This window comes from Chitinibacter bivalviorum, assembly GCF_013403565.1.
GTDB lineage: Bacteria > Pseudomonadota > Gammaproteobacteria > Burkholderiales > Chitinibacteraceae > Chitinibacter > Chitinibacter bivalviorum.
Genome location: NZ_CP058627.1, coordinates 3,177,130 through 3,190,769, shown reverse-complemented (window position 1 = coordinate 3,190,769; position 13,640 = coordinate 3,177,130). Strand labels below are relative to the sequence as shown.

Annotated in this window: 13 protein-coding genes; 10 read left to right on the top strand and 3 right to left on the bottom strand. The window is 51.9% G+C overall.

Annotation, left to right across the window (positions count from 1 at the left end; translation table 11 throughout):
* Window positions 1-76 precede the first annotated feature (76 nt).
* The 3 genes from HQ393_RS15170 to HQ393_RS15160 are packed head-to-tail and all read left to right on the top strand — an operon-like array spanning window position 77 to window position 3,539.
* On the top strand, window positions 77-796 hold the full coding sequence (locus HQ393_RS15170) for a fimbrial biogenesis chaperone (RefSeq protein ID WP_179356133.1): 720 nt from the start codon (window positions 77-79) through the stop codon (window positions 794-796).
* Window positions 784-3,084: a fimbria/pilus outer membrane usher protein gene (locus HQ393_RS15165; protein ID WP_179356131.1), complete on the top strand. Its 2,301-nt coding sequence runs from the start codon at window positions 784-786 to the stop codon at window positions 3,082-3,084. Before HQ393_RS15170 ends, HQ393_RS15165 begins: the two co-directional genes overlap by 13 nt.
* Entirely contained in the window at window positions 3,081-3,539 is a 459-nt protein-coding gene (locus tag HQ393_RS15160; RefSeq protein ID WP_179356129.1) for a spore coat protein U domain-containing protein, read from the top strand. The genes HQ393_RS15165 and HQ393_RS15160 overlap by 4 nt, the downstream gene beginning before the upstream one ends.
* Here HQ393_RS15160 and HQ393_RS15155 read toward each other — a convergent pair.
* Both HQ393_RS15155 and HQ393_RS15150 read right to left on the bottom strand, forming a co-directional pair.
* Window positions 3,536-6,217, bottom strand: coding sequence for a hybrid sensor histidine kinase/response regulator (locus HQ393_RS15155; RefSeq protein ID WP_179356127.1), 2,682 nt, complete (start codon window positions 6,215-6,217; stop codon window positions 3,536-3,538). The two genes, HQ393_RS15160 and HQ393_RS15155, sit on opposite strands and share 4 nt — an antisense overlap.
* A 4-nt stretch (window positions 6,218-6,221) precedes the next feature.
* A complete protein-coding gene (locus HQ393_RS15150) occupies window positions 6,222-7,019 on the bottom strand; it encodes a substrate-binding periplasmic protein (RefSeq protein ID WP_179356126.1) in 798 nt (265 codons plus the stop codon).
* Window positions 7,020-7,358: 339 nt separating this feature from the next.
* Between HQ393_RS15150 and purE the strand changes: the two genes are divergently transcribed.
* The 7 genes from purE to HQ393_RS15115 all read left to right on the top strand — a co-directional run bounded on the left by purE (window position 7,359) and on the right by HQ393_RS15115 (window position 13,068).
* A complete protein-coding gene (gene purE / locus HQ393_RS15145) occupies window positions 7,359-7,847 on the top strand; it encodes a 5-(carboxyamino)imidazole ribonucleotide mutase (RefSeq protein ID WP_179356124.1) in 489 nt (162 codons plus the stop codon).
* A 255-nt stretch (window positions 7,848-8,102) separates the two neighbouring features.
* A complete protein-coding gene (locus tag HQ393_RS15140; protein ID WP_179356122.1) occupies window positions 8,103-9,251 on the top strand; it encodes a 5-(carboxyamino)imidazole ribonucleotide synthase in 1,149 nt (382 codons plus the stop codon).
* Between the two features lie 55 nt (window positions 9,252-9,306).
* Window positions 9,307-10,014: a DNA alkylation repair protein gene (locus tag HQ393_RS15135; protein WP_179356120.1), complete on the top strand. Its 708-nt coding sequence runs from the start codon at window positions 9,307-9,309 to the stop codon at window positions 10,012-10,014.
* Between the two features lie 114 nt (window positions 10,015-10,128).
* Complete coding sequence (locus HQ393_RS15130; RefSeq protein WP_179356118.1) at window positions 10,129-10,617, top strand: GNAT family N-acetyltransferase; 489 nt, start codon at window positions 10,129-10,131, stop codon at window positions 10,615-10,617.
* Window positions 10,618-10,740: 123 nt separating this feature from the next.
* Window positions 10,741-11,619 carry a phosphoribosylaminoimidazolesuccinocarboxamide synthase gene (locus HQ393_RS15125; protein ID WP_179356116.1) on the top strand — a complete coding sequence of 293 codons (879 nt, stop codon included), beginning with the start codon at window positions 10,741-10,743 and terminating at the stop codon, window positions 11,617-11,619.
* Window positions 11,620-11,681: 62 nt separating this feature from the next.
* Window positions 11,682-12,419 carry a dienelactone hydrolase family protein gene (locus tag HQ393_RS15120; RefSeq protein ID WP_179356115.1) on the top strand — a complete coding sequence of 246 codons (738 nt, stop codon included), beginning with the start codon at window positions 11,682-11,684 and terminating at the stop codon, window positions 12,417-12,419.
* Window positions 12,420-12,654: 235 nt separating this feature from the next.
* Window positions 12,655-13,068, top strand: coding sequence for a protease inhibitor I42 family protein (locus HQ393_RS15115; protein ID WP_179356113.1), 414 nt, complete (start codon window positions 12,655-12,657; stop codon window positions 13,066-13,068).
* Here the strand turns inward: HQ393_RS15115 and HQ393_RS15110 are convergent.
* On the bottom strand, window positions 13,065-13,589 hold the full coding sequence (locus HQ393_RS15110; RefSeq protein ID WP_179356111.1) for a hemerythrin domain-containing protein: 525 nt from the start codon (window positions 13,587-13,589) through the stop codon (window positions 13,065-13,067). The genes HQ393_RS15115 and HQ393_RS15110 overlap by 4 nt on opposite strands.
* Window positions 13,590-13,640 lie beyond the last annotated feature (51 nt).

The window sequence follows — 13,640 nt, the reverse complement described above, 5'->3', positions numbered from 1 at the left end:
CCGCGCTAAAGTCCGTTCAGAGCCCAGGGCAACTGCTAAACTAAGTACATTACGATTTCATGCTTAGGGTTCCATAATGCGCCTCACTTTAGCATTCATATTGGCGGCGTTTTGTGCTGCCAGTCAGGCTGGGCAATTTGCCGTCAGCCCTATCCGTGTCGAGTTTGCCGCCAAAGACAAATCTCAGGCGATTACCGTTAGCAATAATGGCGATACCCCGCTGCGGATTGCGCTGGAACTTAAACGCTGGACGCAAGACGCTAGCGGGAAAGAAATCTACACCAATGCACCCGACGAGCTGGTGTATTTCCCGCGCCAATTTGAAATCGCCCCCAAGCAAAAGCAAATCGTCCGCGTGGGTCGCAAAACAGCGGCGACAGACAGCGAGCAGGCTTATCGTTTGTATATCAATGAGCAACCCAATACTGATGAAGGCAAGGAAGGTCAGGTCGCCATGGTGGTGAGCTTTGGCGTCCCCGTATTTATGCGACCCGCAAGCAACCAGCTTAAATTGGAAAGTAGCCCCTTGATCGTCGATAAAGGCCAATTGCAATTTACGCTGAGTAATCGCGGCAATGTGACGCAACGCCTGACTCAGGTTCGCATTGGGGAGAGTGGTGGCGAGATCAAGCAATTTGAGCAATGGTATCTCCACCCCGGCGTTAGCCGTGCTTATCAGCTCAAGCTCCCCGCCAGCGCCTGCGCGGCAGGAAAGCCCCAGAAGATCAGCATTGAAACTGATCTGCAGGCCATCAGCAGTGATCTGCTTATTCCAGCCGCCGCATGCAAACCCTAATTCGCTTTTTACTGATGGCCTGTTGCGTCAGCAAGGTGCTCGCAGTTGAACCCGTTCTGATCGACCTGATCGTCAATGGCGTACAGCAAGGCGATGCGGACGCCATTCATGATAATTCGGGGTATTGGATTGAAGAGCAAAGCCTAAAAGGCTCAGGACTCAATACCCTTAATGGCGAGCAACAGCAGTTTGAATCGAAAACCTATTACCGCGCCGATACTTTAGTCGGCATTCAAAGCAAAATAGATGAGGGGCAATTGCGCATCTACCTCGATGCCGCGGCCAGCGAGTTTGGCGAGAAGACCATTGCCTTATCAGGCAGTCACGCTGAGCTCTGGCCCAAACCTGCGCCTTTTTCAGGCTATTTGAGCTACAACCTCGCGGCCATGCATCAAAGCGATCAAGCGGGCTTTGAGTATCAATTTAGCCCGCTGATCAATCTGAATCTGCAAAACTGGAATTTCCGTTCCGAATTTGATTACAGCACGCAAGAACGCGATCACGCCTGGCTGCGCCTGAATACCACACTCGATTACGACCGCCCCGACTTAATGTTGCGCGCAACGGCGGGCGATTTAATGCCACGCAGCAGTGGACTCAGCTTTAGCCAAGCCATGCTCGGCGTTGGTGTATCTCGCGTGTTTGATATGCAACCCGATTTTAATAGCACGCCCAGCTTTCAAACCCAAACCGCGATTACGCAGCCTTCAACGGCCGAAATTTACCTGAATGGCCAACGCATCAAGACCATAGACTTGCAGCCTGGCATGTATCAATTTAATGACTTGCGCTACTACGCAGGGCTACAAAATGTCGAAGTCGTGATTAAAGATGGCTTTGGCAGCGCACAAACGGTGGCTATTCCCTACTATTTTGACGACACCCTGCTCAAAGCAGGCTTAAGTGAATTCAATTACAACCTGGGCGTAGCGCGCGTGAATGGCAGCTTTGATCGCTATGACGGCCTGGCCTATTCGCTCTTTCACCGCGTCGGCGTGACGGACTGGTTCACGCTGGGTGGGCAAATCAACGGCAATCCCGCCGACAGCAGCTATGGCGTATTGGCTAATTTTAAGCTTGGCAATTGGGGGACTCTGGCGTCGCTATTTTCATGGGCACAGCACGATAGCCAGCCCGATGGTAATGCCCAGCAACTGCAATACAGTTATATCAATCGCGATTGGAGTATTTACGCCAATGCACAGCGGCAAAGCCCCAATTACTGGCTCGGCAACGATTACCTCAGCGAGCTCGGTCTGATCCAATGGACCGCGAATGTCGGCGCCAGTTGGGGTAACTCACGCGGGGGTAACTGGAATGTGCAATACGGCCGCCAAAAAGGTGATCGCGCCAGCAATACTTTTGATCGTTACCAAGTCGGTTATTCAATATCCCCATTCAAAAACACCTCGATTTCCAGCCAGATTCAGCTGATCGATGGCGAGACTCAGCAATGGAGTGGTTTTGTGAATGTATCGTGGTATTTTGGCCAAGGTCATAGCCTGTATGGCGGCGCACAGTACCGCAATCAGCAAACCTTATTGAGCACTACATTGAGCAAAAGTACGCCGAATGGCGAAGGCTGGGGCTACAGTCTGAGCATGCAAGAGCAAGAACAAAGTACCGATTATATCGGCTGGCTAGAGCGAAAAATGCGTCACGGCCAAGCGAATGTCTCGGTCACCAGTAGCCAGAATAATGGCGGCATTGCACGGCAAAACTGGCGCGCTAGTTGGCAAGGCGCGCTAGCATACGCGGATGGGCATTTTGATCTGACACGCCCGATTACCGATAGCTTTGCCGTGGTTGAGCTTGACCAGGTCGCCGACGTTGGGATCATGCAAAATGGTGGCGAAGTTGGTAAGACCAATGATCAAGGGGTGATCTTTATTCCTGAAATCAGTAGCTACAGCTATCAGCAAATCACCCTCAAACAAGATGATTTGCCGATTGAATATTCGGTGGATCGTTTGCAAAAAGATTTGCTGAGCGGCAATCATGATGGTCGGGTGGTCAGCTTTAAAGCCCATAAAGTCATCGCGACCAGTGGCTTGATTTTATCCCCTGATGGTCGCCCTTTGGCCAATACCCTTATTCGCTTCAACGCCGCCCCCAAGACTTTGAGCTTGCAAACCGCGATGGATGGCCGTTTTTATACCGAAGCACTTGAACCTGGCACGTATCAATTCGAAGCGGCCGGTTGTCATGGCGTTATGATTATTCCGGATTCAAGCGCTGTTGTGACAGAGTTGGCACCGATTACCTGCACGACAGGAGGGCAACCGTGAAAAAATTAGGCTGCACATTCGCGCTATTTGCGATTTTTCTTGCCCCACCGGCCTTAGCCGCAAGCTGCAGTATTAGTTCGCTACCAGATGGCGATCTTGGCCTTTATGACCCGCAATCAACTGTAGCCGATATTGTCCGGCAGTTTTCTTTATTTGTGACCTGTAGCGCCGCTACACAAGCAAAGGTCACTGCAGGCCCTTCCTTTTTCACAGGGTCGGAAGCATCTCGCAGCATGCGCAATGACAGTAACGCCGACGTGCTCAATTATCAGTTATTTTTAGATTCAAACTGCACGCGGATTTTTGGCACTGCAGACCCCAATGCCGCAACGGCAAGCATTGCCAATGCAGGCGGACAAGCGCGAGTCAATTTCTGGACCAAGATTTACGGCAATCAAACCAGTGCCTCACCTGGCACTTACCGTGATTACATCACTTTGACTGTAACGCCTTAGTGTGGTTTTTCGGGGCTAACCCACTTGTGCAAAATGGCCTCAAGCATATTGAGCTGAACGGGCTTACTCATAAAATCATCCATGCCGGCGGCGAGGCAACGATCGCGATCTTCGGCAAATGCATTGGCGGTTAAGGCCACAATCGGCACGCGAGCCATCTCAATCGGTAATTGCCGAATGTGCTCGGTCGCGTCATAACCATCGAGCTCTGGCATCTGACAATCCATCAAGACCAAATCGTAATAATGTGTTTTGACCGCCTCAATGGCCTCCAAGCCATTATTGGCCACATCAACGCGACAGCCGAGCTTTTCAAGTAGTAGCACACCTATTTTCTGATTCATTGGATTATCTTCGACCAAAAGCACAGCATTGCGCAGCGTCGCGTCAATTTCGGCGATGCGATGCAAGGTTAGCATAGGCTGTGGCTCGGCTTGATCGACTGGGCGCAGCACCTCGGCTAAACATTTTTGCAAAGCGTCAAAGTGAATCGGCTTAGTCAAATACGCGGCATAGCCCGCTTTTTCTGCCATCGCCCCCTGCCCCACTGCGCCTTGCGTGACCGAAAGCAAAATTGGCGTACGTTGGTAAGTCTCAATCGCATGAATCCGGCTTGGCAGATCAATGGCAATTTCAGCGGCCAAGGGCAAATCAATCAGGACAACGTCCGCATGATGCTCATGCGCGAGCAAATTAGCCATTAAAGCGGTTTCGTTTTCAAGCAGCACGGTTTGACAACCGATCAGTCGCAAATCATCGTGCAGCTTTTGCCGATTCCCCGCTGAAGGTGACATTAGCATCACCGTCTTACCCGCTAAGGCGGTATTAATGATTGGGCGTGGCGCCAGTTTACTGCGACCTAATTGCACCTCAAACCAAAACAATGCGCCCTCGCCCACCTGACTATGAACACCAATTTCACCGTCCATCGCGCTAGCAAGGCGGCGGCAAATCGATAAGCCCAGACCCGTACCACCGAATCGTCGAGTCGTCGAAACATCGGCCTGCTGGAATGGCCGAAAGAGCTGTTTCTGGATTTCCGGTGCAATGCCAATGCCATTATCTTTGACTTCAATTCGGACCCTTACCTCTTCCTCGTCAAAAGCAACCACGCGCGCACGCGTAATAATCTCGCCCTGCGGCGTAAATTTCACCGCATTATTCAGCAGATTAAGCACAATCTGCCGCAAACGACTTGGGTCGCCCAGTAGACCAGACGGAACAGATGCATCAATCACGCAAATTAGCTCCAACCCTTTGCGCTGCGCTTGGCTGGCGATAATGTCCTGCGTGTCTTCCAATAAGCTGCGTAGATCAAATTCAATATGTTCTAGTTTTAATTGCCCAGCTTCGATTTTGGAAAAATCCAAAATATCATTCAGCAAGGTCAGCAGCGCCGTACCCGCCTCATGAATGCTATGAATATATTGTTGTTGATGCGAGTCGAGCTTGGTATCGGTTAATAAACTCGTAAAGCCCAGTACGGCATTGAGCGGCGTGCGAATCTCATGACTCATATTGGCCAGAAATGCCGATTTGGCCTGACTGGCTTGCAGCGCAGTCTCTTTGGCCTCGACCAGCACACGCTCGGTTTCAATGCGTGCAGTTAGATCACGAACCATCACTTGCACCCGTATTGGCTCGCCCTGCTCATTGCGCTCGAGCACAGAAAAGCTCGCCTCTACCGGTAAGCTTTGCGCATCGATCCGATTGAGAAGCAACGACTCGCCGAGTAAGGAGTCATGCGATAAAAGGCGCTCGGCAATCGATGGCCAGCTTGGGCGACTTAGCCACTGCAAAGGCCAGCTCCCTATCATATGCCGAGCATTGTCATTGCCCATTAATCGCGCCAAGGCAGGATTGGCGAACATAATTCGCCCGCCGCCAGTGAGTACCGCACCACCATCGGCCATATTGTTGAGCAAGATATCGAGCTGATGCTCTTGCTGCACCAGCAATTGATTGAGCTGGTCTCTGTGCTCGGCCAATTCCAAAGCGGCCTGATCCCGCAGCGTAAATTGTGTGAGCAATTCCGATTGCAGTTTGCTAATGCCATAAGCTAAATCATGAATCTCGTGATGATGTTTCTCACTGGGCAGAGGGGCTGCAATACCGAGCCGAGCTTCATTCATCGAGCTGACATGCGCGGATAAAGCCTGAATGGGCATTGAAATAATCCGGCGTAACAGCAAAAAAAGAAAAATTGCGATCAGCAATAATTCAGCGCTCATAATCAAGGCAAACCGTGTTGCCTGACGGATGACATCGTGCTGCAGCGCGTTTTCATCTAAGCGGATTTCCCATTTGGCCAATTCGCGTGAGCCATCATTCGCTAGCAGCGGGAAGCTCAACAATGGCGACTCTTGCATCAAATCAGCACCCGCTTTTTGATAGCTGATTGGCGCGCCATTACTGATAATTTTGGCGGATAAAATCGCCGAGAACCGCTCCAAGCCCTGCATTTGCTGTTTGGCGGCTTCAAAATCAACCTCCCAAATGGCTTTGGTCAGTGTCGAGCGATAAGCCGCGAGCACGGAATCAACCTGCGCTTGCTGGCGTGCCAATGCGTCTTGATAAGTAATCCAACCGTTAACCAAACTCGTGACGAGCGAGAGCATTAAGCTATACATCACCACTTTGAGCAGCAGGTATTTTGAAAGTGACCCAAAATTGAGCATTGGGCTAGAAATCCAGAAGTTGAGTCACTTCAGACTCAGGTAAATAACGAAGATAGATTTTCTTCAAAGTTCCATCCGCTTTAAGTGCGTTAATTTGCGCGCGCCACGCATTAGCCTGCTCCTCAGTAAAGGCCGACTTCGCCAGAATCAAACCATGCGGCAAGCCCTTCTCGTTGGGCGTCCAGTCTTGAATTGCGACATACTTTTCTAAGCCAAATTTACCGAGATTGCGCCGAAACACCACCGGCTGCGAAAAAATACCGGAAACGCGATGCTCTTTCAGTTTGTTATATAGCGCATCAACATCGGGGCTATCTTGCACTCTTTGCATTGCGCGCATTTGCCCTAAAAAAGCGTCTTGCTCTGCGCCATGTTTAAAAGATCGCACAACGCCAAATTGAGCCTCTTTACTGGCCAGAAATGCGGCAGGGGAATTAACCGACTTCGCCAAATTGGTATCAACCAAGGCATAGTTTTTAATCGATAAATACGGTGCAAACCAAGCAAATTGATTGCGCTCTGGCGTCTCAATACCCGAGACACTCATATCCAAAGCGCCGCTGGCCAAATCACTCCAGATCCGCGCTCGTGGCATCAGCTGAGTCTCAAAACGACAATGGGTTCGTTTCGCCAACTCTTCGATTAAATCCTTGTCGATGCCTTTGCCTTGCTCGTACAGCAGCCCAAACTCATAAAAAGCCAATTTAATCGGACGATTCCCGCAATCAAACTCAGCGCCAGCGCAATACGCGGAAAAAACTAAGCCGATCATTCCAAGTGGCAAGATGCTGCGACCAAGCATTATTGAACCCAAGCAAAAGTCTAAGACTGAGCTTTCAATCTAGCAGCAATAATCCGACAAACCCAAGCGGCAACAGGAATTCAGGCAAAAAAAAACGCCACAATCGATCGATTGTGGCGCTCAATAAAGACATAGGATGGAAATGAAACACTACAACAAAGCAAGCAAAACAAACGAGCTATGCGTATGGATTGATAATGCACCAAGGTGGATTATTAGTCAATACTAATATAGATCAGGAATATCACTTACCTTTAAGCCACCTTTTATCCAAACCCCTATCGGAGTTGCTTGTTTTTTCGGTAAAATTAGCCGCTTTTGCGTTTGGAGTTGACGGCGATGATTCAAGTCGGCGTAGTAATGGGTAGCAACAGCGATTGGGATGTGATGCAACACGCGGCCAAGCAGCTTAAAGCCTTTGGCGTCGAGTTTGAATGCAAAGTGGTTTCTGCACACCGCACGCCCGATCTTTTATTTCAATACGCCGAAACCGCGGCCGAACGTGGCCTGACCTGCATTATTGCGGGCGCAGGTGGCGCGGCGCATTTGCCAGGCATGTTGGCGGCGAAAACGACCGTTCCCGTACTGGGCGTACCCGTACCATCAAAATATCTGCGCGGTGAAGATTCGCTGCTGTCGATTGTACAAATGCCCAAAGGCATTCCCGTTGCGACTTTCGCAATTGGTGAAGCCGGCGCGGCCAACGCGGGTTTATTTGCCGTGGCGATGCTCGCGGGCGGTAAGCCTGAGCTGGCCAAGCAATTGAATGACTTCCGCGAAACGCAAAAACAAACCGTGCTCGACATGGAATTACCCGAAGTAGAATGAGCTCGTTTGCGCCAGACCAAACACTCCGCCCTTGCTGGTACTTTATACTGGTCAAGGGCTGTTTATTTTGGGGGCTCACCTGCTCGCTGCTACTGGCGGCCATGTGGCACTACAGCGAGCAAACTCCATTTATAAATGGGGTATTGGCAGCAAATCCAATGGCGATGATCGCTGGCGGCATATACGGCTTTGGGCAATGGGGCTACGCGCGCCATCAGGCATTTAAAGCAAGACAGTATCTTAAGGAAGAAAACGATGAGCAATAACACGACAAAACCGATCTTGCCACCCGCGATGCTGGGCATTCTGGGCGGCGGCCAGTTGGGTCGCATGTTTGCTTCGGCAGCCAAAAACATGGGCTATCGCGTGACCGTACTCGACCCGGACAGCCACGCGCCTGCGGCGGACTTTGCCGATGAGCATTTGTGCAAATCGTTTACCGATCCTGAAGCGCTGCAATACATGGCCGAGCATTGCGCGGCCATCACCACCGAATTTGAAAATGTGAATGCCGACTCAATGCGCTGGCTTGCCGCGCAAGGCATTCCGGTTTCGCCCAGCGGCGATTGCGTCGCCATTGCGCAAGACCGTATTGCAGAAAAAACCTTTATCCGCGACGCGGGTTTGGATGTCGCCCCCTTTATTGCGGTAAAAAATGCAGCTAGCTTGGAAGGTGATTTATCGCCCTACCTGCCCGGCATTTTGAAAACCGCACGTTTGGGCTACGACGGCAAAGGCCAAGTGCGCGTTAAAACCGCCGAAGAAGCGCGTTTTGCCCACGCGGAAATGAAACATCAGCCCTGTGTGCTGGAAAAAATGATGCCGCTGGTCGCTGAAGTCTCGGTGATTGTGACGCGCACCCGCGCCAACGAAGTTGTGAGCTTTCCGGTGGCCGAAAACGAACACGTCAATGGCATTCTGGATGTGTCGATTGTGCCTGCCCGTGTTTCGGCGGCAGTGTCGGATCGCGCTCGCGCGATGGCGATGCAATTGGCCGAAAAGCTCGATTACGTTGGCGTGATGGCGGTGGAGTTTTTCGTATTGGAAGACGAACAACTTGTCATCAATGAAATGGCGCCACGCCCGCATAACTCGGGCCATTACACACTCGACGCGACGCTGACCAGCCAGTTTGAGCAGCAAGTTCGCGCCATGTGCGGCCTGTATCCCGGCAAGCCCGATTTGCTCAAACCCGCCGTCATGGTGAATTTGCTCGGCGATGTGTGGGGCGAAGATGGCGCAGAGCCGCGTTGGGAAATCCTGATGACGGCGCCGAATACCAAGCTGCACCTATATGGTAAAAAGCTCGCGCGTCCGGGTCGCAAGATGGGTCACTTCAATGTATTGGCCGACAGCGCACAAGATGCACTTGAGCAAGCCAACGCGATCAAAGAAACCTTGTAAGCCCGACAACGAACAAGTCCCCCGCGCACCATCCGCACAGCGAGGCGAAACCACAATGCAAGATCAATTTTGCTTAAGTCGTTTCGTCGCGCGCTGGCTGGGTACTTATCAAAACACGCTGGCTAGCGCTGCCGACCCGATACGCGCCATAGGTATGGCTGCGTACATGAAGAATCAATTTATCTTCATGGGCATACCCACCCCTACCCGCAGGAAATTGCTCGCGTCGTTTGAGTTCAAAATCAAACAAGACAGTAGCGCGGACGAGATATTGGCGCTCGCACACGCGCTGTATCAACTAGCCGAGCGCGAATATCACTACAGTGCGCTTGACTTGCTGGTGCGCTGCCAAAGCAAACTCAGCGCCGAGCATTTACCCGCCTTGGAAGCACTAATCACAACGCACAGTTGGTGGAATACGGTCGATCTATTGGCGAGCAAAGTCGTCGGCCAGCTCGTCCAAACCGACCGCACCCTCGTGACGCGGATGGATGAATTGGTCAGCCACCCCAATCTCTGGCTGCGTCGCACCGCGATTTTGTATCAATTGGGCTGGAAAACCGACACCGATCAGGCGCGCCTATTTCACGCCTGCCTTGCCAATGCCGCCGAGACGGATTTCTTTATTCGCAAAGCCATTGGCTGGGCGCTGCGCCAATATGCACGGGTCGAGCCCGCGGCGGTGGCGGATTTTGTTACGCAGCATCGTGCGCAATTATCGGCCTTATCACAGCGTGAAGCACTGAAACACTTAGCAAATTAGCGATTGGTGATATATAGGGGTTTTCCGCAAAACCCTGCCAAAACGCCGCGAATTTCACAAAGCTGACATAGTTTCGGATAAGATATTCATCTGTCTACTTATGTCGCGATCAACATGGCCTTACTGACCCGCTATCGCCTACGTCGCGCCACGCTCGATGACCTCAGCGCCATTGTGAGCTGGCCGCAAACGCCAACCGAGCTGCGCTATTTGTTTCCGCGCGCCAGCTGGCCGGCCGAACCGTTGCAATTATTAGAGCACTTGGCGGGGCATGAGGACGGTTTTGTCGTCTGCGATGAAGACCGGGTGCTGGGCTTTGCCAGCCTATATAACACCAAGCACAATGGTCGCGCATGGATTGGGCATTTGGTCGTCCACCCGCGCGCGCGCCGCATGGGCGTTGCACGTTATCTGGTGTGCGCTTTAAGTACCATTGCGCAAGACCGCCATCAAGCGATTGAAATGGCCACCATTTGCTTTGCCAATAACCAAAGCGCCTACGATTTTTATCACAATATCGGTTTTCGCAATGAAGGCTGGGAAACGCGAATCGACCACAAGGGCGATGCGCTCAAAGTGTATCGCCTGACCAAAACAATTTAATCCGCCCCATCCCGCGATTTCTTGCGCGATCTTAGACGTAAGGACATGCAGGCTGCGCCACATTCAGGCAAAATACGGCCTTAAATGTCCGTAGTGGGCCGCGCCCACGTTTTTGGAGCAACTATGACCGGCCTGACCACCACCAATCTGACTAGCCTGAAAAAAATCTACTCGGGCAAAGTGCGCGATTTGTATCAAATCGACGAAACCCGCATGCTGATGATCGCAACCGATCGCCTGTCAGCCTTTGACGTGATTCTGGCCGAGCCGATTCCAGAAAAAGGCAAAATCCTCACTGCCATTTCAAATTTCTGGTTTGATAAATTGAAAGACGTGGTGCCTAGCCACTTCACCGGTGATCAGCCAGAAGACGTGGTGTCTGCCGAAGATTTGCCGCAAGTCCAAGGCCGCGCCGTGGTGTGCAAACGCCTGAAACCCGTGCCGGTTGAAGCGATTGTGCGGGGGTATATCGCGGGCAGCGGCTGGAAAGAATACAAACAGCAAGGTACCGTGTGTGGTATCCAATTGCCAGCCGGTCTGCAAGAAGCCGACAAACTGCCAGAACCCATCTTCACACCATCGACTAAAGCCGCAGTCGGCGATCACGACGAAAACATCAGCTACGCGCAGTGCGAAGCAATTTTGGGCGCAGAACTCGCCGCCAAAGTACGCGACACCGCGATCATGCTGTACAAAACCGCCAGCGAATATGCTGCCACCCGCGGCATTATCATCGGCGACACCAAATTTGAATTTGGCCTCGATGAAAATGGCGTGCTGTGCCTGATGGACGAAGCTTTAACGCCTGACAGCAGCCGCTTTTGGCCTGCGGATCAATACCAACCCGGCACCAACCCACCGAGCTACGACAAACAATTCGTGCGCGACTGGCTGGAAACCACCGGCTGGGATAAAACCCCACCAGCCCCAGCACTGCCCGCAGAAGTGGCCGAAAAAACGGCCGCCAAATACCGCGAAGCGCTGGAAAAGTTGACCAAATAATTAGCACCACCTTCAAACGCCCTGCGGGGCGTTTTTCTTTTTTCTATCAAGGATCAAGCATCATGATGATTAAAAGCGAAATCACCGATCTCAATACCGCCACCGGCGTGATGCGCACGTATGTGCATCGTCCAGCTGAAGCTGGCCAATATCCGACGATTCTGTTTTATTCCGAGATTTTCCAGCAAACCGGTCCGATTGAGCGCGCGGCGAAAATCATTGCTGGCCACGGCTATAACGTCTTGGTGCCGGAAGTGTTCCATGAGCTCAATCCGATCGGTACCGTACTGGCTTACGACGACGCGGGCCGCGATAAAGGCAACGCCGATAAAATGGCTAAATCGGTTGAAGGCTACGACACCGACAATGCCGCGATGATTGCTTGGGCCAAACAGCAACCTTGGCATAGCGGTGATTTTGGCGCGATGGGTTTCTGCATCGGCGGCCATTTGGCTTTCCGCGCCGCGCTACAACCAGAAATCAAAGCCACCGCGTGTTTTTACGCGACTGATTTGCACACCAATGTGATTCCAAATCAGCCTGGCCAGCACAGTATGGAACGCCTCGCCGACATCAGCGGCGAATTGCTGATGATTTTCGGCAAGCAAGACCCACACATTCCAGCGGCGGGTCGTGCGCAGGTGTATCAATCTTTGGTGGCGGCCGATAAAACCTTCACTTGGCACGAGTTCAACGGCCCGCACGCCTTTATGCGCGACGAAGGCGATCGCTATGACCCGCAATTGGCGCTGCTCGGCTACCAATTGGCATTTGATTTATTCCGTCGTAATTTGAAATAATCACCATCCACCTCCCCCTGTGAGCCTAGCCAACGCTAGGCTCCGCCCATCGCCTACCATCGCCTTCGATCAAACAATACCCATGGGTATATCAATATAGATCAATGAATAAAAGGCGTTCAACAATATACATAACAACGTGATTATCCACATTTTGAGTGTGTAATAGTATTACGACGCCCAAAAAATGCCAGCGTACTATGGTCTTATGTTGATAGAAAAGAGGCATACCCAAATGAAAAACGGTTGGCTTATTGCGCTGAGCGGGGTACTTCTATGCCATTCTGCAGTGGCTGAACGTGTCCTCACCCCGCTGCAGCACCAGCAAACTATTGTGATCAAACCCAAAGAAGCGGTAATGGTCAAACTACCGGCCAGCCCCAATACCGGCTATTTATGGTTCTTTGAAAAACCCAATAGTGAAGCGATGAAATTGGTGCAGGACTGGAAATTTACGCCGTGGAATAAAAATCAGCTCAATTCCCCAGGCGATAGCACTTGGCGCTTTAGAGCGCAGCAGGAAGGTGAAGTCACGCTAAAGTTTGTTTACCGCAAACCGTGGGAAGGCCCGGAGATCGAGCCGCTGGATTTTCGCGAGTACAAGATCATTATCTCGAACAAAAAGCCCGAGCTAAGTGCCGAGAGTTAAACTTTTTGCCCGCGCCGCGCGGCCATACTTCGGCCGAGTACATGCAACTGCTCGCTAGTGAGTAAAGCGCTGGCAAATGGATAGATCTCGTCCTCCTCACGCGCAGCATGCGCGGGATAACGCGTCGCAAATTCCTGCGCCAGCGTCAAAGTCAATTCATTATCATTACCCGCCACCACTGCGAGCAAGGCGGCTCGCACTTGCTGCCAGAGCGCACCCAGCTCATCATGCTCGGCCGTAATCTCACGGATCGTCGCCGCCAACTCCGGCTGCGCGAGGGCCAGCATGGCGGGAAATAAATCGTCGTCTTCATCTTGGTGGTGCAATGGTGCGGCGATGTCAAAATAGCGCAAAATCGATTGCGCCCCCGCGATGGCAGCGGCATCCGCGCCGTGTTGCGCCATATGCGTCACCAGCGTTTCAGTGAGCGCTGCATATTGCCGCACACGGTCATGACAGGCGATCAACATCGCCACGGGAGTATCAAACGTGACGGTTTCAGTGGCAAACGGATTGAGCATATTGCACCTCCAAAATTCGACCAGAACTTAAACTACGCTGCACCAAGCGGT